Consider the following 23236-nt stretch of genomic DNA (forward strand, 5'->3'; position numbering starts at 1 on the left):
TTAGGCCTCGCCAAGCGGCAGGGTAGCCGACGTCGTCTCGAATTCGCTCGACCATTGCCGGTAGAAACTCGACGTCAACGCTCGCAGATCCTCGCCCGAAACATTTCCGAACGAGTCGATCGTCCAGTGCACCGCGGCGCGCAGATCGCGTGTGTAGCGCGCGTGCAGGTTCGACACGAATGGGCCGGCTTCATCCGTTGCTTGATAGACGATGCCATCGGTTTCCGACGGGACACGCCCGACCAAGCCGCGGCTGATCATCAGCAGCAAGCCGCCTTCCACGAGACGGCGGCGCACGGTGAGTTCACCGCTGCGCAGCGGAAGCGGCGGATGTAGGCTGCGCGGCCCGCCGGCATCCTCACTGTGTAACGCGATATAATCGAACTGGACGAGGCGCTGAAGGTCGAGCGCTGCGGGATAGGCTTCCACGAGGATGATCAGCGCCCTCAGGCCGACCTCCAGCGCGCTGTTGAACGGTGTTGGACGGCGCATGATTATTTCACCCATGTCAGGCGATCGTCGTTGGCAAGCTGGTGGCAGATGCCCTGGCGCTCGCGCACGGTCGATACCGAACTGAGCGCATTTCCCGACACGTTGACGGTCGCCGCTTGCGTGACGACGGCCTTCACCCGCTCGAAACCGCACGGATGATCGCTTTCCATGATGTCGATGACGGCATGAAAGATGTCGTCGGACAGCCCTTCAAACACACCCTCAGGGACGGTGTCGCGGGCAAAGCCGCGCAGGCATTCAGCGTCGTAGAATAGTTCTCGCTGCCGGCGCAGATGGCGGGTCAGCGCTTCCTTAGGCGCGAGATCCGCCAACGTATTGAACGTCGTCCGCTGATTGTCTCCATAGGCGTCAAGCAACTTTCGAACATAGACAGCCTCATTGCTGGTCGGCTGGGCGGGTGCAGGCGTCGCCGCCGGCTTAGGCGGGAACGCGCTGCCGAAGCGGGTGACGTGATATTGGGTGGTCTTGTGCTCGGCGATCACCTCAACGACCGACTTGTAGCCGAAAATCGCAAAGTCGAACGCGGCGACATAGTCGGCAAGGGGGCCAGTCAGCGGTGCGCTGATATCCTTGCCCAGACCGGTCTCGCAATGCTTCGCCCAGTTCTCGATCAGCCCCTTTTTCAGGGATGCCGGGTTAAGGAGCAGTTTCTGCGCCGTCAGTCCGACATCCTTGGGAGCGACGAAGATGTGTCTGTCCGGCAGGCAATGCGTTCCATCGAACGGCGAGGCCTTGATGAAAGAAAAATAGATGATCTTGCCGAGCTCAATCCACAGGTCGGAAGGACTTAAAGGACCGCCGTAGCGCTTGCATTGAAAGCTGCGCCATGGCGCATTGAAGGCAGCCGGATCGGTGAAAGCGAGCACATCGAGGCCGCGATCTCCCGGGCCCGAGAGGCGACGTATCATAGCAAAGTCGTTCTTGAACGCCTGGAGCCACTCTTCTGTGAAGCGCTCCCATTGATCTGGCGAGTAGAGGCCCACCAGCATTGCCGGTTCGAATGCCATGCCCGACTTCGCCTGCGCGGCGGTCTGACCGACCGGCGGCGTGCCTATCTGCTTAAGCGTAAACTCGCTCATCTGTCCCCCCGGAAGATCAGCTAACATGCTTTGCGGCAGATAAAAACGGTCAATCCATCGCATCCATTAATAGAAGCGCGAGCGTTGCCTCGTGGAAATTCGAACTCCCCATTTGAACGAATAGACCTACTTCGCCGCGCCAACGAATAGCGCCTACGTCCGCAGATTCCGCCGATCCCGACCCTTATACGATGTTCAGATGCGGATTTTTAGTTCCCGACTGCCGAAAGTCCGATTTCTGGCGGCTCTCGACCAACACACGCCGTTTTTATGCTGGATCGGATTGGCGGCAATCGCCAAAGCCTGTCATTGCTGGTTAGTGGGTCTGTCTATCATCGGCTTATTCTGGAAACTATGAAGATAGCGCCAAGGAAGGAGACGGTTCGGCGGCATGGGGGAAGGCAAAGCAAAGGCTGCAAAGTGGCGCCGTCAACAGGGCTTGACGCAAGAAATGCCGCGACAGCGATTCAATCTGTTGGCAATCGGCACACGCATGTCTCCGAGCACGCTGTATTCGGAAGAGATATCCTATTGGAGCGACCAAGAAGAGCAGCTACTTGGCCTTGTCTTCCGTGACCGAACTGACGATGATTTCGGCTGGATCCTGCTTGCCCGCGATCGGATTGGCCGGTTTCGTTGTGTCGATCTTACAGTCGATTTGCGCACCCCCGGTCACGCTGCGCAAGGGGTTCGCGAACGCATCGCCGACGCGATCGAAGCCGATGAAATTCCGGCGCTCGGCGATCAGGGCGACGAGACCAATTACCCGACCGATCTGCTGACAGTCCCGGCAGGCACAAATGCGAAAGATCTCCATCCGCATTTCCGCATCCTGATGGATACGCCGGGCCGCGCGCCCGCCCGCGCCGCGCTCCGAGAGATTGGACCGTGGCTGGCGCCGACTGATCCGCATTTCGTGCGCGAATTCCAGTTTTCGCAGTTCGACCAGCGCATGTGGGAACTCTACCTCTGGGCCGCTTTTCGAGACATGGGCTTCGATGTCCGCCAGCCTGAGGCACCAGATTTTTTGTGCTCTCGGCCTGGGTTCAAATTTACGGTCGAAGCAACCACCGTTACCGCATCCCAACAGGGGCCGCTCGCCAATCATCCACAGCCCAAGACCACCGAGGAGATGAAGGCGTTTCTCGCCGACTATATGCCGATGAAGTTCGGATCTAGCCTGACCAGCAAACTCAACAAGAAAGACAAGGACGGCAGAAGTTATTGGGAGCGCGGTGAAGCGGCGAGCAGCCCGTTTGTCATCGCCATCGCGGACTTTCACATTCCCGGTGGCGACGGAAATGTCGGGTCGATGACCTATACGCAGTCGGCGCTATGGCCTTACCTCTATGGACACCGCGTTGATTATGAACTCATCGACGGACAACTCGTTGCAAAGGCGAGCAAGGGCGCGGATCATGTCTATGGTGAGAAGGTCGTGCCGACCGGCTTTTTCGACCTGCCTGGCGCCGAGAACATCTCTGCTGTGCTGTTCTCCAACGCTGGCACATTGTCGAAATTCGATCGCATGGGTGTCGGCGCCGGCTTCGGGGCTACTGACCATCGCTACTTTCGGTTCGGACTGCGCCTGAATCCCGATCCCAATGCAGTGGAGGGCGACCCGTTCATGGACGAGATTGAGGCGGGTCACGATGAACGCTGGGGTGAGGAGCTGCAACTCTTCCACAACCCTGCTGCCCGTAATCCGCTACCACGGCACAGCCTGCCAGGCGTCACCGAGCATTATTTTCGAGACGGATTGCCGCTCTCCTATTCCTATGGTGAGCCAGTCCTCGGCTCCCGCACAATGCTCATGCGCCTTGTAGGCGGTGAGCAGAAGACGCTGTCTGTATGATGGCTGGTTAGCTAGGCGGACACATTTTTCCCGCGGGCCGCTGGATCATCCGATGTCCAGAAAGCCAGACGCTCCTGAGGGAATGTGCGATTATACATCGAGAGCGAGAAGCAGCTCGTTGAGCTCCGTGAGGCCTTGACATCCAGAGTGGTAAGCATATCTTACCACCCGTAAGAGATGGAGAGTCGCAATGGACGCTAAAATTGTCAAAGCCAAGTTGATCGAGGTGCTGCAGGCCGTGCAGTCGCTGAGCGGCGAAGACTGTCCTGAGATCGACGGTGGCACGAAGCCTGCCGAAGCGTTGCCGAAGTTCACGAGCAAGGTGTGGCCGGTTGCCGCCGGCATGCTAGGTATCGCGCTCGGCAAGTCCATCCCGTGCGAAGCCAATATCTTTGTCGATGACGACACGAAGGTGCCGCTCGCGATCAACCAGACCGTCGCGCTCGTACTCAAGATCCTTGAAGAGCAGGACACCAAGGAAGCCGAAGAGGTCGGTGCAGAATGAACAACACTTCTTCCGACAAGGCGGCCACGATCCCGGCGCGCCTGCGCGCCGCACGGGAAGCGGCGGGCCTCTCGCAAGGCCAGGTAGCGAAACTGATGAACATGCACCGCCCGACCATTTCAGAAATGGAAGCCGGCAATCGCCGGATCACCGCTGACGAACTCGCAAAGCTTGCAGACCTGTATGATACCAAATTGTCCTGGCTGCTGGGCGATGCGCCCGAACGTGCCGCGACTGATGATCCCAAGCTGCAGCTCGCTGCCCGCGAACTTAGCAAACTCAAGCCCGATGACCTCGATCGCCTCCTGAAGCTCATCGCCGCCATGAAGTCCGACGATGACGAGAAGGGAGCCTAACCCATGAAAGCGCTTGCCAAGACGATGATGCACAACCGCCGCGCCTTGGCAGACAAGGCCATGAAGGCAGCGATCAACGCTCGGCTGAAAGCCGGCAAGGACCTAGTCAGCCCGGTCTGCATCTATTCAGTTGCAGAGGCGCACGGGGTTCGCGTGACGTTCAACGACATCAATATGGAGGGAATGTACCAGCGAGGCTCGCCGCCGCGCATCCACCTTTCCAGTAAACGTCCGCTGCCCCGCCGCGCCTATAACTGCGCACATGAGCTTGGCCATCATCTGCTGGGCCACGGCTCTTCAATCGACGAGTTGCGCGAGAATCAGCAAGTGCGTCCGTGGGATGTGCCCGAAGAATATAGCGCAGACACGTTCGCCGCTTATGCGCTGGTGCCGACGCTGGGCCTGCGCAATGCTTTTGCCGTCCGCGGCCTCAAGCCGGAGACCGCGGCGCCGATTGAGATCTATCGGATCGCCTGCCTGTTCGGCGTCGGCTACTCGACGTTGATCACGCACCTTCTGTGGGGCGAGGCGATGATTAGTCGGGCGCGCGCCGATGCATTGCGCAAGTTCACGCCGCGCACGCTGCGCGCTCATATTCTGGGATCGCTGACGCCCAATCCGCTCATCGTCGCCGATGAGGCCTGGGGCGGCCATTCGATTGACGCCGAGGTCGGGCATCTGCTGCTGCTCCCGTCCGGCACTGCCGCGCATGGCGATGCCATCGCTCCAGTGGCTGATCTGGACGGTGGCCGCCTGTTCGAGGCGAAGCGCCCGGGCCTAGTCCGCATTGACCGACCGGGAACCGACTGGGCCGCGTTCGGCCGTATCGCGCGCACCGCTTATGTCGGGCGCGCCGAGTTCCGCCATTTGGAGGATGACGCCGATGACTAAAGCATCCCGACCGGACAATCCCGAGCCGCTGATGATCTCAGCCAAGAGCGTATCGGAGGCCTATTCCCGGACCCTGCTCCACATCTTGGCGCATCCCGGGAACGAGATCGCCCCGCTTGTCCTCACGATCGACGGTTTCGACGAGGGGTATGATATCCCGGAGGACGCGCAGGTTCGCGCCGCCCTCGACACCTTGCTGGGCAAGAAAAGGAAGCGTGACGTCGAGGACGTGGCCTACACCATCTTCCCGCAGCGGCTCTGGACGATGGCGCAGGGCGATCGCGCCAAGCTGTTCGAATTCTATAAAATGGCATTTCCTGCGTATCGCGCTTGGAATCATAAGGCTAATGGCAAGGGCCTCTACTTCGAGCGGCTGATGATGTACGGCCGCGGCCCATGCGAAGGTAATCAGTTGGAGTGGATTTTGAGTCAGTATGATAGCCGCCCGGGTGTGCGCCGGTCGATGTGGCAGGCAACCACGTTCGATCCCGCTCGCGACCATAGCGCGACGGCCCAGTTGGGTTTCCCCTGCCTTCAGCATGTTAGCTTCGTGCCGACCAAGGCCGGCCTAGTTGCAAATGCCTTCTACGCCACGCAGCAGCTGTTCGATAAGGCCTATGGTAATTATCTCGGCCTCGCCCAGCTTGCCGCCTTCATGGCGCATGAAATGGGCATTCCGCTCGCGCGTCTCAACGTGACGATCGGCGTGGCCAAGCTCGAACGAATCAGCAAGACAGACAGCGCCATGAAGCCGCTGATCGAAGCCGCCCGCGCCTGTGTGGCGCCGCCGGCTCCAACTGCGCAACGGCCGTCCCCATCCCTCCAGCTAGCCGCCCAGCTGGCCTGACGCGCCGTGACCAAGACTGGTACTCCTAGCGGTCGCAAGCGCGGCCGCCCTGCCAAGATTCCCTCAGCGACGCTGCGGACCCTTGAGTTCGACTATCCTGCCTCCGCCGTGCCAACCGCGCCGGAGATCATCTCCAGCCATCTCGCTCCGGCGAAGACGACGGCCGTATATGACAGCTACTGGCGCTTTGCCGCCGAACGGCAGCGTGTGTTCTACCGGCGCGTTCTTGGCACCCCCTGGCCGTGGACCGAAAACCCGGTGATTGCGGTCTACAAATTCACCAACGCCTATCGCGCATCTGACCGCGTAAGCCAGTATTTGATCCGCAAGGTGATCTACCGTGACGACCTGCCGAATTCGGTCGATGAGGTTGTTTTCCGCATCTTGCTATTCAAGCTGTTCAACAAGATCGAAACCTGGGAACGGCTCGAACGGGCGCTCGGCCCGATCAGCTTTGCTGACTACCGGTTCGACCGATACGACAAGGTTCTGACCAAGGCGATGGCCGAAGGACACAGAGTATATTCAGCGGCCTATATCATGCCACCGGGCAGCTCGGCTTTCGGGTGCAAGGCCAAGCACCAAAATCATCTCAAACTGCTTGAGATGATGATGGCGCAGGCGCTGCCTGAGAAGCTCGCGTCAGCCCGCAGCATGCAAAAGGGTTTCGAATTGCTGCGCGAATATCCGACCATCGGCGATTTCCTCGCCTATCAGTTCGTCACCGACGTCAACTATAGTGACGTGACAGACTTTTCGGAAATGGACTTTGTGATTCCGGGGCCTGGTGCCCGCGACGGGCTGCGCAAATGCTTCGCCGATACCGGCGGGCTGAGCGATGCAGAACTCATCCGTCTGATGGCTGACCGGCAGGAGCAGGAGTGCTCGAGGCTGGGTCTAGAATTCCCCTCGCTATGGGGGCGGCCGTTGCAGCTAATCGACTGCCAAAACCTGTTCTGCGAAGTCGATAAATATGCTCGGGTTGCTCATCCTGAAGCGGCAGGTCTGACGGGCCGCACGCGCATCAAGCAGAAGTTTGCAGCGCAGGCGCACCACATCGAATACTGGTATCCGCCCAAATGGGGTATCAATGATCGTATTGCCGCCGGTGCGGTGCCGAACGAAGCCTTCGAGGCATACCGGCCTGGCGCTGTGAATGCACAAGATGATAGCGCCTAAACCGGGAGCATATCGATGGATCTCAAGACATATCAGGCGCAGGCGCTTTTAACCGATCAGGTACCAGGGACGAGCGACGATGAAACCGCCGCAGCCTTGATTGTGCCGATGCTTGGGCTGGCTGGCGAAACCGGACAGCTTCTTAGTGAATATAAGAAGCATCTGCGCGACGGTGCGGCTCACCGTTTGTTCAAAGAGCAGGTCAGCGAAGAGCTCGGCGACCTCTTGTGGTACATCGCCAATGTCGCAAGCAAGTTCGGCCTCGACCTCGACCAGATCGCCGAGAAGAATCTCGATAAGGTGCGCGCGCGCTTCGCGCCGACCAGTGCGCAGGCGCCGAAGCGCGATTCCGAGTTTCCTGATGTGGAAAGGCTCCCGCGGCAGATGACCGTCCGGTTGGTCGAGGAGCCCGGGTCGGACTCGCGGCCGAAGGTTCGAATGACGATCAATGGAGAAGGCATCGGGGCACTTCTTGGCGACAATGCCTATGATCCGGACGGATACCGTTATCATGACGTGTTCCACCTGGCATATGCGGCGATCCTTGGCTGGTCGCCCAACCTGCGGGCTTTCCTGAAGCGTAAGCGCAAGAGCAGACCGCTCCTCGACGAAGTGGAAGACGGCGGCCGCGCCAGGATCATCGAAGAGGGCGTGTCCGCCTTGGCGTTCGACTACGCGCGCAAGCACAGCTTCCTCGAAGGCATCAGCGAGGTCGACTATGGCTTGTTGCGGACGATCGAGAGCATGACCTCGCACCTCGAAGTTGGCGATGCCACTGCGGCCGATTGGGAACGCGCCATCTTGGAAGGTTTTGCGGTTTGGCGCCAGGTTCTCGCCAATAATGGAGGTGAGATCCTAGTCGATCTCGATGCAAGGGCAATTAGCTACGTCGGGGTTCCCTGATCTGCGAGGCCGATTACGCTGGCGATTGCCATGTCGCCTTCATGGCTGGTGCTGACGAGCCACGAACTGATGCCGAGCATTTCGGCGCGGCGTTGGGCCTCGCCATGCAGAACAATGCTCGGTGCGCCCGACGCCAACGTGACGGTTTCAATATCAAGAAACCCGATACCTCCTCCGAAGCCTGTGCCTAAAGCCTTCATTACAGCTTCCTTGACGGCGAAGCGGCCCGAGAGCCGCGCGGCGCGATGAACGCCGTTGCCAGCGCTCATTTGCTCCTGGTCCGTGAAGCACCGTGTGAGGAGTTGATCAGTGGGATCGGCGAGCATACGAGCCGTCGAGGAGACATCGACTAGGTCGATGCCGTGGGCAATCATCAAAGCGCTTTACTCCGATCGTGCATCATAACGTTGTTGACAGGTTGGCGGCGAGTAACGTTGGGATGTCGTTTCTCTATTCTGCTGGCTATAGTCTCGAAATGACAAATTTCGTTCGTTTTCTTCACATCACCGACACCCATATCACCGGGGCCGGCGTTCCACTGAAACGTGATGATTTTAAAGAAAAAATACCTGGCATCGAGGAGGCGACCCGCGAGGCCGCGCTTGAACTCATATTTGAACGGTTGAGTGAGCGTCTTCGCGGCGATGGTGATGTCCTCGATGCCATAATCTTTACCGGCGACGCCACGCTAAAAGGCGATGAAGGCGGTCATAAGGCTCTCCTTGAGCTCCTACTCAAGCATTTCGCGTCCGTCGGCATCGCACCGCAGAATATTGTCGCGACCCCCGGCAATCACGATGTCCCAAAAGGAACTGAACCGGGATCGGAAGATCGCTACAAAGCATTCGTCAATGTCTGGCGAGACGCAGGGTGTGTCACGCCCTGGCTGGACGGCATCGACGAACCCAGAACCGTGACGCCAGAGAAACACCGTCTCGTTGGTCCTGACGCTCGCTGGGCGATCTATCCGATTAATAGCGCCAACTGGTCCCATGTGAATTCTATTCTCCCGTCGCCGCTCAAGGATATTTGGGATGAGATCCATACTCTTCTGGCGAAGCACGATGTCGAAAGGGCGGCTGCGCTGCGTAAGCAGTTAGATGACCTCGCGCAGTTCGACATGGCACGGGTATCCGAGGCCCAGCTCGAAGAGCTTCGTCGTATCGTTGGCGTCACGCCATCCAGCGCCGGAGGCCACCAGATCCGCATAGCAGCGTTGCACCATCATCTCCGGGCTCCGAGTCTTCGCGAAGAGGTCAAGGCCTTCGCTGATTTCACCAATCTCGCTCTGCTGAGACAAACGCTGCGCGAACGAGCGATCGATGTGGTGCTGCATGGTCATAAGCACGAGCATGCTGCCAGCTTCGATCATGTTTATAGCGACGAAGGGGGTGAGCCGCACAGAACGTTGGTACTCTCGGGGGCAACATTTGACGATAAACGGGATAGCGACGCGGCGCGCCTGATTACTATTCACGACATGCCTTTCGCGCCAAGGTTGGCGACTGCGCCTGTTTCAGTGCCGCGCGGCGGCTCCGAGTTGAAGATCGGCAAGCCTCAAGAATTCCGTTTATGGTCGCTAGATCACCGACCAGACGGCCCGGTGGTGATACAAGGAACTGACTTTGAGACCGTATACCATCGCGCGTGCGAGCTTGCGCTTGGAGAGGCGAAGCGCGGGACGCTGATAACACACCTTGATCTTGACGCGGATCGAGCAATCTTGCTGCCGGCCACATATCCTCTTCCGGAGGCGATGACGGAGGCGGAGCGACAAACTTGGCTTGATGAGCTTGTTAGCTGGTGGCAGTTGGATCGCTCTCATCTCGATCAGCGCATTCCCTTCATCCATGGAAACCGGCTGCGCCGATTTGCTGGCAGGATCGACCAAATCGATCGGGTCCGTAAGATGCTGGCTAAGAAAGGAAGTAGTCGTGCAGTTGCGACACTGATCGACCCAGCAAAGGATTTCGAGCCCGAGGGTGATGACGAGGCGTTCGCCTCGTTCTGCCTCGTGCAGTTTCGGAAGCGTGAAACCGTTGCGAACGCTGCGATCGACATCGTCGGCTACTATCGGGCGCAAGAGTTCGCCCGTTGGTGGCCAATCAACGTGGCGGAACTGCGGGCTTTACAATTATCGGTCGTACGCGGCAGTCGAATGACGTGCGGTCGGATTACAACGATCACAGCCGAAGCGCGATCCAGCGGCAAATCGCCGACGCAAGTTGCCATGCCGGTAATAGATCGCTGGCTCGATCAGTATCCTGAACGGCTTTATGTGCTGGCCAACTCCTTGCTTGGTGCAGGCGGCGACCTGCCCTTGCGGTCTCTGGTCGTACGAGAGTGGTTTCAGACCCTCGACGACTTGAAAGAAGCTACGGAGCGGTTCAATCCAGACGGTGTTCCCATCGCAATAGAGGGCCTTCAGGCTCTTGCCTCGTACCTCAAGGCCAGCGATGCTTCCGGTGATGCAGCCGTCCTTCTCAACGCGCTCAATGGCCTGATTAATTCGAACCGCTCGTATTCCGCAACTTCACAGTTGTACGAGGACTTTGAGCGCTGGGGCGCTGCAAGTTATCTGACGACGGTGCGCGAAACCAGTTTCAAGCTGCTCGGATGAAAGCAGATTTCGTTTGCCGTACTCCCAAACCCGCCTGTCTGGCGCGCGCGTGAGTGCAAGCTTGCTTCTTCGCCTCCCGCTCCCGGAGGACGAGGTCACCATGATCGACCGGGTCCACGCGCGGCCCGCTATTGACGAGATCCTTGCCAAGGCGGAGATCGGAGACGTAGCGTCGAGCGAACTTGAAGCGACGATCGTCAGCGATATCGAGCACTGGTCGTCGCCACCACCCGCATGGCTGGCGTGAACAAGCGAGCCCACAAGCTTATCAAGATCGCTGGAGCCACCGGTGCCCCCTTGAACCTCCGCAAATGGGGCGGGAACGGACCCGCTGAAATCATCAAACCGAATCGGCAGATTATCTCAGTCGCCGTCCAGAAGCCGCCGGTCTCTATTGTCCCAGCCTCGTTCTCCAAAGCGGACATGGGACCGGGTCAAGAACGACGGCTTCTCACCTACGGGTGCTCCAGACCGGACAGAGCACAATTCCCCGGCCCTGCCGAATGGCAAGAGGAGGCCACCTAACTCCCGGCACCGGCTTCCTAGGGAAGCACCTTCTCAAAGGGGAAGGCAAACGGCAGGCGACACTGCTCAGCTCTGGCTGCAGCCATGGTTCGGTTCCCGACCAACACTCTGATCTCTCATATTCCGCTTGCCTGTTCGGCACAGTCGAGCAATGTGGACCCGCTTCCCGAGAAAGCCGGGAAGCGGGGCGTGGAAACCCCTTCTACTCAGCTCGGTCACGGATTTTCCGGGGCCGGGTGGCATGCGCGCATGTCCAGCCGGCAACGGTAAAGGCGCATGCGCCTGTGAGTAGCAGGTTTCCAACATCCGGCTTCTGGCCGTCGCCCCGAGAGGACATAGGAGCGACGAATGAAGCGAAGTCGGACAAGATGGCTGAGGAAAGCGGGCCTCGTGCCAGCGTTTCTCGCTCTCAGTTTTCATGTTGTGCCCACAGCCACCGCACAGGTAATGACCGGCTGGAGCGACAAACAACAGGCCAAGCGGCTCGAACAATTCGCCAGGCTGACCCCGGGAGATGTCGCCAAGCTGGTCGCGACTGCCGACGATGATCTCGAATCCGTCGCCACCCTCACCACCGATCGCGTGTTCAAATCAGCAGGCGGTTTCTCCGATCGGGTGCGCGCCGATAATTTCCTGCGGGCGCTGATCGACAAGAAGTCGGGCCGGACGATTTTCCAGCTTTATGCCCAGCTCCTCTACACCGGCGAGCCACGCCGGTTCACGGGCGCGAACTTCCAGCTGGCCGGCGCTATTGCCAGCAGGCCACTGACGATCAGCAATGAGACCGTCGATTGTCCCTATAATGTCTGCGTGCACGAGGAGCATATTGCCTTCGAGGTGCCCGAGGCGCTGCTGCGCGAGCTGGCGGCCCGCGCTGAGGAACGCCCGGTTAGCCCCTGGCGCTTCCGCTTGAAGGCGCAGAGCGGAGAGGATTGGACCGACGATATGGCGCCGGCCGAAGCCGCAGGACTGCTTATTGCGGTCGATCGCTACCGCCGCGAGCGTGGACTGCCCTGATGCAGACGGAGCTGATCGCCGAAGCCTCATCGAAGGGCATGGGCCATCGCACCGCCCAGAGAGCCGTCGAGATGCTGCTTGCCACGGATCCCCAATATCGTTGCCCCACCCGCCGTGAACGCGACACGATGCTGATCGCCTTCGCCAAACATCGGAAGGTGCTTTACGGTGCCGCCTTCGATGTGGTGCGGGTCGAAGGCGAACTCGACCTGGCCGATGAGGAAGCCGTCGCCGCGGCGATCGACCGCATCACCATCTGCGAGGTCAAATCGACCAACCGACGCATGATTGCCAGCGATCTCAAGGGCTATTTCTTCAACATCACTGCCGCCGAACTGCTCACCGCCCAGAGCGTGGGCGACCGCTATCGCTTTCTGTTCGTCAACACGCTGACTGGCGAGCATCAGGAAATGCGGCTCAATGAAGTGTTTGGCCGGGCACGAGCCATGTACCCCGCCTGGCACATCCGCTTCTGATAATCTGTCCGTGATTTACTGCATTATTCGCTCGACTTCCGTGCAAGGCAGAGCATTGCTGTTGGCGTGAGTTGAATACCGCAGACGCGGCGATCGCCCCGACCGGCCCGATCGGTGGGGCCTTGGGTGGTGGGAACAGCAATCATGCTGCCCTGATCTCAAGGAACAGACCCATGCCCAAGCTCACCGATATGCAGCTCATCCTGCTCAGCCACGCCGCCCAGCGTAATGACGGCGGCCTACTTCCCGCACCGGAAAGCCTTGGTGGAAAACCAGGAGCCGTCACCAAGTCCATTGCGACATTGATCAAGCGCGGCTTCGCCGAAGAAACCGAGGCGACAGGCGCCGTTCTGACCGCAGCGGGTCGGGCTGCCATCGGCATCGACGCGGGCGAGCCGACTGGCGATTACGCCCAGATCAATGATATCGAAACCTCCTCCCCTTCAAACGCAAAACCACCCCGCCAGACAAAGGCTGCGGTCGTGCTCGCCCTGCTGGAACGAGAAGAAGGCGCGACTCTGGACGAACTGATTGCCGCCACCAACTGGCTCCCGCATACAACGCGCGCGGCACTGACGGGCCTCCGCAAAAAAGGTCATGCCATCGACCGGTCCAAGCGTGGTGATATCACCTGCTACCACAGCAAGGCCGCCTGAGCATGAGCAGCCTCGATGAACGGATTGCCGGGTTGGCGAGCATGACGCCAACCCGGTTACGGGCCGAGTGGCTGCGGCTATATAAGGTCGCGCCACCCGCCATGACCGCCGACCTGCTTCGCCGCGGCATCGCCTATCGTCTGCAGGAGCGCGCCCGCGGCGCAATGTCCGGCGGACTGCTCCGCGACATTGAGCAGCTATGCAAGCAATATGAGCGCACCGGGGAAGCAATGCTATTGCCCGCTGTGCGGATCAAACCCGGCACCCGCCTGGTGCGCGACTGGGGCGGCAACAGCCATCATGTCGTCGTGCTGGAAGACGGCTTTCTCTATCAGGATCGCCGCTACGGCTCGCTGACCCAAATCGCGTTCGATATCACCGGCACCAAATGGTCGGGGCCGCGCTTCTTCGGACTGGTGGATCGAAAGAAGAAGCCCGATGCCTGATGGAGGACCGCGCCGGGCACTGCGCTGTGCCATCTACACCCGCAAATCGACCGAGGAAGGGCTGGAGCAGGATTTCAACAGCCTGGATGCCCAACGCGAAGCCTGCGCCGCCTACATATTGAGCCAGCGGCATGAAGGCTGGACCCTGGTGCCCGATCATTATGACGATGGTGGATATTCCGGTGGCAACATGGATCGGCCAGCGCTCAAGCTGCTGATGGCCGAGCTTGCCGCAGGCCGGGTGGATATCATCGTCGTCTATAAGGTCGATCGCCTCACCCGCAATCTTGCCGACTTCGCCAAGATCGTGGAAATCCTGGACAGGTCCAGTGCCAGCTTCGTGTCAGTGACCCAATCGTTCAACACGACGAGCAGCATGGGGCGATTGACACTCAACGTTCTCCTCTCTTTTGCCCAGTTCGAACGCGAAGTGACAAGCGAACGTATTCGCGACAAAGTGGCCGCTTCCAAAGCCAAAGGCATGTGGATGGGCGGGCCAATTCCTCTCGGTTACCGACTCGGCGAACGTAAGCTTCTGATCGATGAGCAGGAGGCCGAGACCGTGCAGCATATATTCCGTCGCTACCTGGAACTTCAATCAGCGACACAGCTGGTCGAGGAACTGGATCGGGCGGGGATCAGAAGCAAACCGCGCGTCAATCGGTTCGGTCGTGATTATGGCAACGCCAAGATCAGCCGAGGAGCGCTTTACCGGCTGCTCCAGAACTGCCTCTATGTTGGAGAGGTCGCATATAAGGGACAGATCTATCCCGGTCAGCACGGTGCCATTATCGATCGCGCTACATTCGATGCGGCCCAGCAGATGCTCGCACAAGCACGGGTCGACCGGCGGCTCGGAACCAACGCCAAGGAACCAAGCCTTCTTGCTGGTCTCATCTGGGATGGCCATGGTCGTCGCCTGACACCGACACATTGCAGCCGGCGGAATCGGCGATACCGCTATTATACATCCCAGACGGATGACGTGTCCGTGACGGATGCCGCATGGCGAGTGAGCGCACCCGATATCGAAGGGCTGGTGATTGATCGGCTTCGCGCCATGCTCGTCAATGCTCAGGAACAGACCATCGCGTCCGGATCGTTAGATGGTGACGCCATTGGCCAGTTAAATGAGAGGGTTGCAGGCATGTTGACCCGGCTTGGGAGCTTGGTTGGACAGCGCGCCCCCCTTCTACAGCTTATTCAACGAATCGATGTTCTCGGAGAGAGGCTGCGGATCGAAGCGGATTTGCATCCTATCGACGTCAGCCTTGGCGGCCGACTTGTTCACGAGCATCCTATCGGTTTCGTGCGATCCGGCAGGCAAGTGAAGCTGATCATTCCTCCGACCGGCACCTCTCCCGCCGCCAACCGGAGCCCCTCCCTCCTCAAGCTTGTCGCGCAGGCATTTGCTGCCCGTCGCGAGTTGGAATGTGGTGGCAGCATCGAACAGGTAGCAGCTCGCCTTGGCTATGGTCGGGAATATGTGGCGGACCTGATCCGCACCAGCTATCTCTCTCCAGCGATCATCAGCGCCATCATCCATGGCACGCAACCGGACAGCCTCACTCGCAGGCAACTGGTGCGCACCGATCGCATCCCACTGAGCTGGGCAGCCCAAGAGCGGTTGTTCGGGTTCGCCTGACAACAACCCTTCCCTCAAACGTCCAAAATTCTTGGGGCACCAACATCGGCGCCTGGAGATATCGGGCATTGGCGGCCGGCGTCATCAGGGCAATTTGGTCTCCAATTGCGTGAGAGCCAAACACACCCTCACAACCCACGGAAAACGCGCGAGTAATTCGGACCGCCGACCGGTCTCCCGGACACTGGGGATACTTGGAAAGGAGTGGTGCACCCGACGGGATTCGAACCCATGGCCCTCAGATTAGGAATCTGATGCTCTATCCTGCTGAGCTACGGGTGCCCGGTGACGGCTCTATGCTGCGTCGCAGGCGCGGTCAATTCTTCGCTTCGGGCGGCACGACCGGAAACAGCAACGGAGCCACCTCCACACCTTCCGATATCAGGGCGCGTGCTTCGTCGGGCGCCACTTCGCCGTGGATGCTGGCCCGGTCCTTCTCACCATAATGCATGGCGCGGGCATGTTCGGCAAAGCCCCTGCCGACCCAGGTCGAATCTTCCAGAACCTTTGACTGGGCCTGCGCCAGCGCCTGCATCATCTCACGCATTCGAACTTCGTCGCCTGCCATGGCCACTGGCGCGGTCGAGGTGGCAACCGGCGCTTCCGCCCTGCGGCTGTTCCCTTTGGCGGCGACGGCGGGCGCCATCAATGCCTTGGATACCTCCGCATCGCCGCACATGGGGCAGGCCAGCAGGCCGCGAGCCAATTGATCCTCATAGTCCGCGCTCGATCCGAACCAGGCTTCGAACACATGGCCATGGGCGCCGCATTTGAGGTCGAAAACAATCACGAAATGGTCACGTCCGCTGGAAGGTTGCGCCGGTTGGCAATGGCAGGCACCCGCCCGCGCACCTCCTCTACGCGCGACAGGTCGATCTCGGCAAGGGCTAGTCCCGCCTCTTCTCCCATGTCGAGCAAGACCTCGCCCCAAGGATCGATGGCCAGACTATGACCATAGGTTTCCCGCCCGTCCTCATGGCGGCCGGTCTGCGCAGCCGCTACCACGAAGCACCCAGCTTCGATCGCACGGGCGCGCAGCAGGACATGCCAGTGCGCCTGCCCGGTAGGCACAGTAAAGGCGGCAGGTATCAGCAACATCGTGGCGCCCGCATTGGTAAGGGCGCGATAAAGGTCGGGAAAGCGCATGTCGTAACACACCGACAATCCGATCCTTGCCCAAGGCGTATCGACCGCCACCACCTTTTCCCCCGGCCGATAGACCGACGATTCCCGCCAGCTTTCCCCGGTCGCGAGATCGACATCGAACAGATGGATTTTGTCGTAGCGCGCCCGAACGCCGCCCTTGTCATCGATCATGAAGCTGCGGTTGACCCAACGGCCATCGCCACCTTCTTCCTTGAGTGGCAAGGAACCAAGATGCACCCACAGGCCATGCCGAGCAGCCGCCTCGCGAACCGCGTCCAGCACCGGATCGTCGGCCTCACTGCGCAAGGTATCCGCAGCGCGCGTGCGGCTGCGATCCAGATAGCCCGCCATTTCCGGCGTAAACAGCATGTCCGCGCCCTGTTCGGCCGCGCGCCCCACCATCTCGACGATGGCGGCTGCGTTAGCGGCGGGATCAATCCCGCTCGTCATCTGGAAGATCGCGGCCTTCATGGCGCTTACAGCCCTAGCAGCGGGTTCAGCTTGCCCTGACGATCCAGCGCCGCCATGTCGTCGCTGCCGCCGATATGCCTGCCGTCGATGAATATCTGCGGCACCGTGGTCCCGCCATTGGCGCGATCCAACATTTCGCCGCGCTTCGGGCCGCCCATCGTGATGTCATATTCATCAAAGGCCACGCCCTTGCCTTCCAGCAGCGCCTTTGCCCGCGCGCAATATCCGCACCATGCCTTCGTGTAGATTTCGACCTTCGCCATTCGATACTCCTTGCGCGCTGAAATTGTGGCTGAACGGGGCTTTGTCAATCAGTGCCTTCCGCGCCTTCCGGCAAAGCCCGCGCCCAGCACATCAGATGAACGCTGGACGCCCCGCCCCGTTTCAGCACCCGCGCGCAGGCCGCCGCGGTCGCACCGCTGGTATGAACGTCGTCGATCAGCAGCACCGCCCTGCCCTTGACGTCATGATCTTTCGCCAACGCGAAGGCGCCCGAGACAGCCTTGGTCCGCTGCCGCGCATGCATGCCCCGTAGCGGCTGCGTCGCACGGACGCGAAGCAGCGCATGCTTGTCCACCGCCAGCCCCGAAGCCCTGCCAAGATGATCCGCGATCAGCGCCGCCTGATTAAACCCACGCCACCACAGCCGCCAGCGATGCAGCGGCACCGGCACGATCAACGGCGGCGCATCAAACGCAGGCAACCGCCGCGCCATATGCCGCGCGATCAGCCGCGCCAGACCAATGCGCCGTCCATATTTCAGCCGTAACGCCACCGTCCGCGCGACATCGCCATAGGCCAGAACCGCCCGCGCGCTGTCGAACGGCGGCGGATCGGCAAGGCAGGCACCGCACGCCGCGTCCCCGCCTCTGTCATGTTCGAACGGCACGCCGCACCGCGCACAGCATGGTTCGCCCAGAAAGCGCATCCCGCTCCAGCATGTCAGGCAAAAGGCATCGTCGGCATCAACGATGACGCCGCATCCGGGGCAACGCGGCGGCAGCGCATAGTCGAGCGCCGGGCGAACGGCGCCCTTGAGAAGAGAGGCAAGATGCATGATCGCCCTTGTTCCCGCTCCGGCACCGATGCACAAGGCCCGCCATGACCCAGCCCGACATCTTCGACCGCACATTGCGCGCCAGGCGGCGGGACCGGATGATGCCGCGCTTTGCTGAGCATGACTTTCTGTATCGCGCGATGCTGGACGAATTGCTCGACCGGCTGGCGGATGTTCAGCGTGACTTGCCCGAAGTTCTCGTCATCGGCTGCCCCGACGGCAGCGCCCGCGCCGCGCTCGAGGCGATGGGGAAGACTGTAATATGCACCGACCCCGGCTTCGCAGCCGCGAGCGCGCAAGGCGGCGTGCAGGCGGAAGAGGATGCACTCCCCTTCGCCGATGACAGTTTCGACCTGATCATCGCTTGCGGCACACTGGACAGCGTGAACGACCTCCCCGGCGCGCTCATCCTCATGCGGCGCATCCTGCGGCCCGACGGCCTGCTACTCGCGGCCTTTACTGGCGCGGGCGCCCTGCCCCGCCTGCGTGCAGCGCTGATGGCCGGAGAAGGCGACCGCCCCGCCCAGCACATCCATCCGCAAGTCGACGTGCGCGCGGCAGGCGACCTGCTGAGCCGAGCCGGTTTCGCCATGCCAGTGGCGGACAGCGAGACGCTGACCGTGCGCTATGGCGACATATTGCGCCTGATGCATGACCTGCGCGGCATGGGCGCGGGCAATGTGCTTGCGTCCCATCCCCCAGCCCTGCGCCGCGACGCCCTGATGGAAGCAAGCCAGCACTTCGCCGCCGCCGCCGATCCCGACGGCCGCACTGCCGAAGAAATGGCGATCCTGTATCTCAGCGGCTGGAAACCAGACCCCAGCCACGCCAAGCCAGCCCGGCGAGGCAGCGCAACCGTTTCGCTCGCGGAGGCGCTCAAGCGGAAGGGATAACCTCTCGCCAACCTCTTTTAGGCCCCTCAATTCCGTTCGGGCTGAGCCTGTCGAAGCCCTCTACTTCCTTGAAGAGAAGTGAAGCCCTTCGACAAGCTCAGGGCGAACGGGGGACAAGGATCTAACACCCAGCCAACCCAGGATCTCGCCCCTCAAGCCGCCAACCGCAGGAAAGGCACCGGCTCCGTTGATCGCAGCACGATTGGCTTGCCTTCCGAAGCCTCAAACAGCTCACCGTCAAGAATGACGCTGCTTCGGTCGCCCTCGATCCGGATGATATCGCCCTGCTCCAGATGCACGCCCTGCACCTGCGACTTGCCGACCCGCCGGGTGATGCTCGCCCAGGCCAGCCGCAAAAGCGCGGCCAGACTCTGGTCCACCGCCATCAGCTTCATGTTCCCGCGACGGCTGTCCCCTGCCTGCACGCCCAGCAGCAGCCGGTCGAGCGTCGTCACGATAAGCACGGCAAAGCGCCCCGCCAACTGCCCTTCCCGGATCAGCGAGATGCGCACCGGGTGGCTGGATTGCGGCAGGAACCGCGCTCGAATGCCGAAAACCAACGACACCAGCACCGCTATCACCGTCAGGAAATGGCTAAGCCCATTGGACAGGCCAAGCGGATAAATCTGGTTGCGGCAGTAAAGCATGTAATCGGCAAGCCCCGCGCCGCCCAGGAACATGCCCAGCACCGGCCTCGATTCTGCACCTCCGTCGGACAGCGCGATCAGCTCACGCGCCACGACATGATCGTCCACGCCCGCCTTGGCGATCTGAACGATCCGTTCCAGCGCCTTGATCGGATCGCCATGGATGCCAAGGTCGAGCGCGATCAGATTGGTCTTGCCGTTGGGCAGCACCGCGATCGGCGGCACGCGGCCCTTGAAATGCTCACCCTGATACAGTTCCGTCAGCGCCGCCTGCACCGTCCCGTCGCCACCATTGATGACGATGACCACCGGATCGACGCGCGCGATGGTTTGCAACGCGCGGCCGATCTGATCGACATGCTCCACCTCATAATGGAAGATGTCGGGATTGCTCGCGCAGTAACTGCGCACGCGCGGCAGCGTCTGCCGGTTGCCCGTCGACTTGGGATTGGACAGAAGCGCGACCCGGACCATCAGAACTCACATATATTGAAGTTTAATGGTGATCCGCGTCACACCCGGACCAACCTTCACCGCAGCCTTTTCGACCGACGGCTTGCCCAGGTTGAAGATGCTGATCGACGGATTGTTGGAAAAACCACCGCCGTCGCGCGAAATGCTCGTCTTGCCATTGCCGTCCCGGTCGTGCCGGACCGCAATCGCGTATCTACCCGGTTCGGGCACCGGCATGCAGAATCGCATCCCGTCGCTGCCGGAGCGAACCGCCGTGTCGATCCGGTTCAACCACGCACCCTTCGCCAGCCAGGCACTTTTGGTCGCGGGATAGGATTGCACGCGGACCTTGCCCGTCGCGGCGGCAAAACCCCGAACGTCGATCAGCAGCGCCGGACCCTTCGCGGACGGACCACAACGATCCAGCTCGTTTCCGATTTCCTGCCCGTGAGCCAAGGCCGGGATAGAGGCAAACACTGCCCCAGCCGACAAAAGGCCCATCGCAACTTTGAACATGACCATCCAACTCCGTGAAGCTATAGCCGCCCGATGAAACCGGACGGCGAGCCCCTGTTCGCCCCCGCGAACTTCATTTCCTTGACTCTGCTATGGGCGGGGTTTGCGGCCAAATCATGGTGATGGGACGACCACATAGAGAATGCTGACCGCCACCGACCGATATCTCGCCCGTCTGATTGCGCTGCCGATGCTCGGCACGCTGGTCATTTCCGCGATGCTGCTAGTGCTCGACAAGATGCTCAGCCTGTTCGACTTCGTGGCGGCGGAGGGCGGCCCCGTCAGCGTCGTATGGCGCATGCTCGCCAACATGATGCCGGAATATCTGTCACTCGGCATTCCGATCGGCCTGATGCTGGGCATATTGCTGGCGTTCCGCAAACTTGCCCTGTCATCGGAACTGGACGTCATGCGCGGCGTCGGCCTGTCCTACGGCCGCCTGCTGCGTGTCCCCTATATGTACGCGATCGCGCTCGCCCTCCTCAATTTCGGCATCGTCGGCTTCGTTCAGCCGCTCTCCCGGCACGCCTATGAGGCGCTGCGTTTCGAACTGCGCTCGGGCGCTCTAGGCGCATCGATCAAGGTCGGCGAGTTCACCAGCCTGGGCAAGCGCATGACCCTGCGCATCGAACGCAGCCTGGATGAAGGCCGCAATCTTCAGGGCATCTTCGTGCGCGCCGCTGGCAAGGATGGCCAGACCGTCGCGGTGACCGCCGCGCAAGGCAGCTTCCTGGCGACGGACGATCCCGATACCATCATCTTCCGCTTGCGCGATGGGGTGCTGGTCAACGACGCGCCCAAATATAAGTCCCCGCGCATCCTTTCCTTCTCCAGCCACGATCTGCCGATCGACCTGCCGCAGATAGAGCGTTTCCGTGGCCGCAGCGTGGACCGGGAAAAGACCATCCCTGAACTTGCGGTGATGGGTCATGACCCCACGACACCCGAAAAGCTGCGCTATGAAATTCGCGCCAACTTCCACTTCCGCCTGGTGGAGGTGGCGATGATGATGCTTCTGCCGCTCGCGGCCCTCGCCTTCGCCATCCCGCCCAAGCGATCGACATCCGCACTCGGCGTCTTCCTCTCGATCATCTTCATCGTGACCTATCACAAGATCAACGAATATGGCCAAGGCGTCGGCGCATTGGGCAAAGTTGATCCGATCATAGCACTCTGGACGCCATTCCTGCTGACGGCCGGACTGATCATGTGGATGTATCATGTCGTGGCGCACCGCCCCGGCGGCCAGCCGATCGGCGCCCTCGAATATGCCTTTGCAAAGCTCGGCAAGCAGATCGCGAAACTGCTTCGTTTCGGGCGAAAGCGGGTGGCCACCGCGCAGGGAGCAGCCTGACCCATGCAGTTCGATTTCTTTCCGTCCAGCCAACTCAGCTGGTACATGGCGCGGCTGTTCCTGACGCGGACCTTCGCGGTGCTGACCTTGCTGGTGGTCGTGCTGCAAACGCTCGACCTGCTCGGCGAATCCGGCGACATCCTGGCTTATGCGGGCAATGGCGACGCCCAATTATGGCATTATGTCGGCCTTCGCATACCGCAGATCGTCGCACGTTTCCTGCCCTTCTCGGTGCTTCTGGGCACGCTCATCATGCTCGCGAGCATGAACCAGAATAGCGAGATCGTATCGATGAAGGCAGCGGGCCTGTCCGCACATCAGATATTGGCGCCGCTAATCGCCTCCGCACTCGGCGTCGCCATCATAAGCTATGCTTTCAACGAACGCGTGGTAGCCCGCGCAACCGCAGCGCTCAGCGCGTGGCAAGCGGTGGATTACGGTCCTGTGCCCACCGATAGCGGCGTCAAATCCAATCCCTGGGTCCGCGACGGCAACAACCTCGTCACCGCGGCGATCGTCGCTGGCCGGGGCAATGCCGTGCAGTTGCGCAAGGTCGAGATTTTCAACCGCGTGAACAACAGCCTGACGACCATCGTCCAGGCGCCTCGCGGCCATTATGACGCCGCCAGCAAGAGCTGGGTGCTGGAGGATGCACGCCAGTTCGACGTTGCGCGCGGCACGGAGCGCCAGGTTGGCACCGTCCGTTTCGGCAATGCGATCCGGCCCGACCAGTTCACGCTGGCCAGGGTCGATCCTGACGCCATGACCTTTTCCGAACTGCGCGCCGCGATCGCTGATCTGCGCGACGCCGGGCGCCCGACCGCCGAACTGGAAGGCAGCCTGTGGCACAAGCTGTCCGGCCCGCTTTCGGCCCTGCTGATGCCGATCCTGGGGTCCGTCGCCGCCTTCGGCCTGGCGCGCTCAGGCCAGTTGTTCGTGCGCGCAGTGATGGGGATGGCCCTTGGCTTTGCCTATTTCGTCGCGGACAATTTCTCGCTCGCCATGGGCAATCTCGGCGCCTACCCGCCCATCCTTGCAGCATGGGCACCCTTCTTCCTGTTCCTGCTCGTGGGCGAAACAGTGCTCTTCAGAACGGAAGAATAGGCGCTTGTAGGTCATTGTGCGCATAGGTGTTGACCCTGATTCTCGTTGTCCGCTATCCGCTTCGCGGGGGATTCTATGAGTG

At 60.8% G+C, this 23236-nt stretch carries 26 protein-coding genes and 1 tRNA gene; 17 read left to right on the forward strand and 10 right to left on the reverse strand.

Features of this window, described 5'->3' with window-relative positions:
* Both ACZ5U1_RS06850 and ACZ5U1_RS06855 read right to left on the reverse strand, forming a co-directional pair.
* Positions 1 to 492, reverse strand: a complete 492-nt coding sequence (locus tag ACZ5U1_RS06850) for an ABC-three component system middle component 2 (RefSeq protein WP_464777747.1) — start codon at positions 490 to 492, stop codon at positions 1 to 3.
* A 2-nt stretch (positions 493 to 494) separates the two neighbouring features.
* The gene (locus ACZ5U1_RS06855; RefSeq protein WP_464777748.1) at positions 495 to 1592 is read right to left on the reverse strand and encodes an ABC-three component system protein; all 1098 of its coding nucleotides are present in this window, start codon (positions 1590 to 1592) and stop codon (positions 495 to 497) included.
* Positions 1593 to 2085: 493 nt separating this feature from the next.
* Between ACZ5U1_RS06855 and ACZ5U1_RS06860 the strand changes: the two genes are divergently transcribed.
* The 7 genes from ACZ5U1_RS06860 to ACZ5U1_RS06890 all read left to right on the forward strand — a co-directional run bounded on the left by ACZ5U1_RS06860 (position 2086) and on the right by ACZ5U1_RS06890 (position 8128).
* On the forward strand, positions 2086 to 3447 hold the full coding sequence (locus ACZ5U1_RS06860; RefSeq protein WP_464777749.1) for a hypothetical protein: 1362 nt from the start codon (positions 2086 to 2088) through the stop codon (positions 3445 to 3447).
* Between the two features lie 190 nt (positions 3448 to 3637).
* Complete coding sequence (locus ACZ5U1_RS06865; RefSeq protein ID WP_464777750.1) at positions 3638 to 3952, forward strand: hypothetical protein; 315 nt, start codon at positions 3638 to 3640, stop codon at positions 3950 to 3952.
* Positions 3949 to 4308 (forward strand): helix-turn-helix domain-containing protein, encoded by a 360-nt coding sequence (locus tag ACZ5U1_RS06870; protein WP_464777751.1) that lies wholly within the window; start codon positions 3949 to 3951, stop codon positions 4306 to 4308. The genes ACZ5U1_RS06865 and ACZ5U1_RS06870 overlap by 4 nt, the downstream gene beginning before the upstream one ends.
* Before the next feature lie 3 nt (positions 4309 to 4311).
* A complete protein-coding gene (locus ACZ5U1_RS06875; protein ID WP_464777752.1) occupies positions 4312 to 5199 on the forward strand; it encodes an ImmA/IrrE family metallo-endopeptidase in 888 nt (295 codons plus the stop codon).
* Positions 5192 to 6046 carry a thymidylate synthase family protein gene (locus tag ACZ5U1_RS06880; protein WP_464777753.1) on the forward strand — a complete coding sequence of 285 codons (855 nt, stop codon included), beginning with the start codon at positions 5192 to 5194 and terminating at the stop codon, positions 6044 to 6046. Before ACZ5U1_RS06875 ends, ACZ5U1_RS06880 begins: the two co-directional genes overlap by 8 nt.
* A gap of 108 nt (positions 6047 to 6154) precedes the next feature.
* A complete protein-coding gene (locus tag ACZ5U1_RS06885) occupies positions 6155 to 7225 on the forward strand; it encodes a nucleotide kinase domain-containing protein (RefSeq protein WP_464777754.1) in 1071 nt (356 codons plus the stop codon).
* Positions 7226 to 7333: 108 nt separating this feature from the next.
* The gene (locus ACZ5U1_RS06890; RefSeq protein ID WP_464777755.1) at positions 7334 to 8128 is read left to right on the forward strand and encodes a MazG nucleotide pyrophosphohydrolase domain-containing protein; all 795 of its coding nucleotides are present in this window, start codon (positions 7334 to 7336) and stop codon (positions 8126 to 8128) included.
* Here ACZ5U1_RS06890 and acpS read toward each other — a convergent pair.
* Positions 8110 to 8502, reverse strand: coding sequence for a holo-ACP synthase (acpS, locus tag ACZ5U1_RS06895; RefSeq protein ID WP_464777756.1), 393 nt, complete (start codon positions 8500 to 8502; stop codon positions 8110 to 8112). The two genes, ACZ5U1_RS06890 and acpS, sit on opposite strands and share 19 nt — an antisense overlap.
* Positions 8503 to 8567: 65 nt before the next feature.
* Between acpS and ACZ5U1_RS06900 the strand changes: the two genes are divergently transcribed.
* From ACZ5U1_RS06900 to ACZ5U1_RS06930, 7 genes are all read left to right on the forward strand, one after another.
* Positions 8568 to 10748, forward strand: coding sequence for a metallophosphoesterase (locus ACZ5U1_RS06900; protein ID WP_464777757.1), 2181 nt, complete (start codon positions 8568 to 8570; stop codon positions 10746 to 10748).
* 49 nt (positions 10749 to 10797) lie between these two features.
* Positions 10798 to 10995, forward strand: coding sequence for a hypothetical protein (locus tag ACZ5U1_RS06905; protein WP_464777758.1), 198 nt, complete (start codon positions 10798 to 10800; stop codon positions 10993 to 10995).
* Positions 10996 to 11720: 725 nt separating this feature from the next.
* Positions 11721 to 12290 carry a hypothetical protein gene (locus ACZ5U1_RS06910; RefSeq protein WP_464777759.1) on the forward strand — a complete coding sequence of 190 codons (570 nt, stop codon included), beginning with the start codon at positions 11721 to 11723 and terminating at the stop codon, positions 12288 to 12290.
* Positions 12290 to 12766, forward strand: a complete 477-nt coding sequence (locus ACZ5U1_RS06915) for a hypothetical protein (protein WP_464777760.1) — start codon at positions 12290 to 12292, stop codon at positions 12764 to 12766. Before ACZ5U1_RS06910 ends, ACZ5U1_RS06915 begins: the two co-directional genes overlap by 1 nt.
* Positions 12767 to 12939: 173 nt before the next feature.
* Entirely contained in the window at positions 12940 to 13422 is a 483-nt protein-coding gene (locus tag ACZ5U1_RS06920) for a DUF3489 domain-containing protein (protein ID WP_464777761.1), read from the forward strand.
* Positions 13423 to 13424: 2 nt separating this feature from the next.
* Positions 13425 to 13868 (forward strand): DUF2924 domain-containing protein, encoded by a 444-nt coding sequence (locus ACZ5U1_RS06925; RefSeq protein WP_464777762.1) that lies wholly within the window; start codon positions 13425 to 13427, stop codon positions 13866 to 13868.
* Complete coding sequence (locus ACZ5U1_RS06930) at positions 13861 to 15513, forward strand: recombinase family protein (RefSeq protein WP_464777763.1); 1653 nt, start codon at positions 13861 to 13863, stop codon at positions 15511 to 15513. The genes ACZ5U1_RS06925 and ACZ5U1_RS06930 overlap by 8 nt, the downstream gene beginning before the upstream one ends.
* Positions 15514 to 15718: 205 nt before the next feature.
* Here the strand turns inward: ACZ5U1_RS06930 and ACZ5U1_RS06935 are convergent.
* From ACZ5U1_RS06935 to ACZ5U1_RS06955, 5 genes are all read right to left on the reverse strand, one after another.
* Positions 15719 to 15795: transfer RNA gene (locus ACZ5U1_RS06935), tRNA-Arg, on the reverse strand.
* A gap of 34 nt (positions 15796 to 15829) precedes the next feature.
* Positions 15830 to 16303 (reverse strand): DUF1178 family protein, encoded by a 474-nt coding sequence (locus ACZ5U1_RS06940; RefSeq protein ID WP_464777764.1) that lies wholly within the window; start codon positions 16301 to 16303, stop codon positions 15830 to 15832.
* Positions 16300 to 17130, reverse strand: a complete 831-nt coding sequence (locus ACZ5U1_RS06945) for a carbon-nitrogen hydrolase family protein (protein WP_464777765.1) — start codon at positions 17128 to 17130, stop codon at positions 16300 to 16302. The genes ACZ5U1_RS06940 and ACZ5U1_RS06945 overlap by 4 nt, the downstream gene beginning before the upstream one ends.
* A 5-nt stretch (positions 17131 to 17135) precedes the next feature.
* On the reverse strand, positions 17136 to 17393 hold the full coding sequence (gene grxC, locus ACZ5U1_RS06950) for a glutaredoxin 3 (RefSeq protein WP_449473447.1): 258 nt from the start codon (positions 17391 to 17393) through the stop codon (positions 17136 to 17138).
* Between the two features lie 44 nt (positions 17394 to 17437).
* Positions 17438 to 18187 (reverse strand): double zinc ribbon domain-containing protein, encoded by a 750-nt coding sequence (locus ACZ5U1_RS06955; RefSeq protein ID WP_464777766.1) that lies wholly within the window; start codon positions 18185 to 18187, stop codon positions 17438 to 17440.
* A gap of 44 nt (positions 18188 to 18231) precedes the next feature.
* On the opposite strand from ACZ5U1_RS06955, the gene ACZ5U1_RS06960 reads away from it, so the two are divergent.
* Positions 18232 to 19080, forward strand: coding sequence for a class I SAM-dependent methyltransferase (locus ACZ5U1_RS06960; RefSeq protein WP_464777767.1), 849 nt, complete (start codon positions 18232 to 18234; stop codon positions 19078 to 19080).
* A gap of 152 nt (positions 19081 to 19232) precedes the next feature.
* Here the strand turns inward: ACZ5U1_RS06960 and ACZ5U1_RS06965 are convergent, their stop codons facing one another.
* Together ACZ5U1_RS06965 and ACZ5U1_RS06970 are read right to left on the reverse strand one after the other, a co-directional pair.
* The gene (locus tag ACZ5U1_RS06965) at positions 19233 to 20201 is read right to left on the reverse strand and encodes an acylglycerol kinase family protein (RefSeq protein WP_449473449.1); all 969 of its coding nucleotides are present in this window, start codon (positions 20199 to 20201) and stop codon (positions 19233 to 19235) included.
* Positions 20202 to 20207: 6 nt separating this feature from the next.
* On the reverse strand, positions 20208 to 20702 hold the full coding sequence (locus tag ACZ5U1_RS06970) for a DUF2141 domain-containing protein (RefSeq protein WP_460986163.1): 495 nt from the start codon (positions 20700 to 20702) through the stop codon (positions 20208 to 20210).
* A 136-nt stretch (positions 20703 to 20838) separates the two neighbouring features.
* On the opposite strand from ACZ5U1_RS06970, the gene lptF reads away from it, so the two are divergent.
* On the forward strand, positions 20839 to 22050 hold the full coding sequence (gene lptF, locus ACZ5U1_RS06975) for an LPS export ABC transporter permease LptF (protein WP_464777768.1): 1212 nt from the start codon (positions 20839 to 20841) through the stop codon (positions 22048 to 22050).
* Positions 22051 to 22053: 3 nt separating this feature from the next.
* Positions 22054 to 23154 carry an LPS export ABC transporter permease LptG gene (gene lptG, locus ACZ5U1_RS06980; protein WP_464777769.1) on the forward strand — a complete coding sequence of 367 codons (1101 nt, stop codon included), beginning with the start codon at positions 22054 to 22056 and terminating at the stop codon, positions 23152 to 23154.
* Positions 23155 to 23236 lie beyond the last annotated feature (82 nt).

This window comes from Sphingobium sp. TomTYG72, assembly GCF_055394715.1.

Bases quoted from the DNA above. Each gene is read 5' to 3' on its own strand.
- ACZ5U1_RS06920 (WP_464777761.1), top strand. From the start codon at position 12,940: ATGCCCAAGCTCACCGATATGCAGCTCATCCTGCTCAGCCACGCCGCC.
- ACZ5U1_RS06970 (WP_460986163.1), bottom strand. From the start codon at position 20,702: ATGGTCATGTTCAAAGTTGCGATGGGCCTTTTGTCGGCTGGGGCAGTG.
- ACZ5U1_RS06925 (WP_464777762.1), top strand. From the start codon at position 13,425: ATGAGCAGCCTCGATGAACGGATTGCCGGGTTGGCGAGCATGACGCCA.
- ACZ5U1_RS06955 (WP_464777766.1), bottom strand. From the start codon at position 18,187: ATGCATCTTGCCTCTCTTCTCAAGGGCGCCGTTCGCCCGGCGCTCGAC.
- ACZ5U1_RS06850 (WP_464777747.1), bottom strand. From the start codon at position 492: ATGCGCCGTCCAACACCGTTCAACAGCGCGCTGGAGGTCGGCCTGAGG.
- ACZ5U1_RS06870 (WP_464777751.1), top strand. From the start codon at position 3,949: ATGAACAACACTTCTTCCGACAAGGCGGCCACGATCCCGGCGCGCCTG.
- ACZ5U1_RS06880 (WP_464777753.1), top strand. From the start codon at position 5,192: ATGACTAAAGCATCCCGACCGGACAATCCCGAGCCGCTGATGATCTCA.
- ACZ5U1_RS06910 (WP_464777759.1), top strand. From the start codon at position 11,721: ATGACCGGCTGGAGCGACAAACAACAGGCCAAGCGGCTCGAACAATTC.
- grxC (WP_449473447.1), bottom strand. From the start codon at position 17,393: ATGGCGAAGGTCGAAATCTACACGAAGGCATGGTGCGGATATTGCGCG.
- ACZ5U1_RS06855 (WP_464777748.1), bottom strand. From the start codon at position 1,592: ATGAGCGAGTTTACGCTTAAGCAGATAGGCACGCCGCCGGTCGGTCAG.
- ACZ5U1_RS06890 (WP_464777755.1), top strand. From the start codon at position 7,334: ATGCTTGGGCTGGCTGGCGAAACCGGACAGCTTCTTAGTGAATATAAG.
- lptF (WP_464777768.1), top strand. From the start codon at position 20,839: ATGCTGACCGCCACCGACCGATATCTCGCCCGTCTGATTGCGCTGCCG.
- ACZ5U1_RS06875 (WP_464777752.1), top strand. From the start codon at position 4,312: ATGAAAGCGCTTGCCAAGACGATGATGCACAACCGCCGCGCCTTGGCA.
- ACZ5U1_RS06915 (WP_464777760.1), top strand. From the start codon at position 12,290: ATGCAGACGGAGCTGATCGCCGAAGCCTCATCGAAGGGCATGGGCCAT.
- ACZ5U1_RS06860 (WP_464777749.1), top strand. From the start codon at position 2,086: ATGTCTCCGAGCACGCTGTATTCGGAAGAGATATCCTATTGGAGCGAC.
- ACZ5U1_RS06930 (WP_464777763.1), top strand. From the start codon at position 13,861: ATGCCTGATGGAGGACCGCGCCGGGCACTGCGCTGTGCCATCTACACC.
- acpS (WP_464777756.1), bottom strand. From the start codon at position 8,502: ATGATTGCCCACGGCATCGACCTAGTCGATGTCTCCTCGACGGCTCGT.
- ACZ5U1_RS06945 (WP_464777765.1), bottom strand. From the start codon at position 17,130: ATGAAGGCCGCGATCTTCCAGATGACGAGCGGGATTGATCCCGCCGCT.
- ACZ5U1_RS06865 (WP_464777750.1), top strand. From the start codon at position 3,638: ATGGACGCTAAAATTGTCAAAGCCAAGTTGATCGAGGTGCTGCAGGCC.
- ACZ5U1_RS06960 (WP_464777767.1), top strand. From the start codon at position 18,232: ATGACCCAGCCCGACATCTTCGACCGCACATTGCGCGCCAGGCGGCGG.
- lptG (WP_464777769.1), top strand. From the start codon at position 22,054: ATGCAGTTCGATTTCTTTCCGTCCAGCCAACTCAGCTGGTACATGGCG.
- ACZ5U1_RS06900 (WP_464777757.1), top strand. From the start codon at position 8,568: ATGTCGTTTCTCTATTCTGCTGGCTATAGTCTCGAAATGACAAATTTC.
- ACZ5U1_RS06965 (WP_449473449.1), bottom strand. From the start codon at position 20,201: ATGGTCCGGGTCGCGCTTCTGTCCAATCCCAAGTCGACGGGCAACCGG.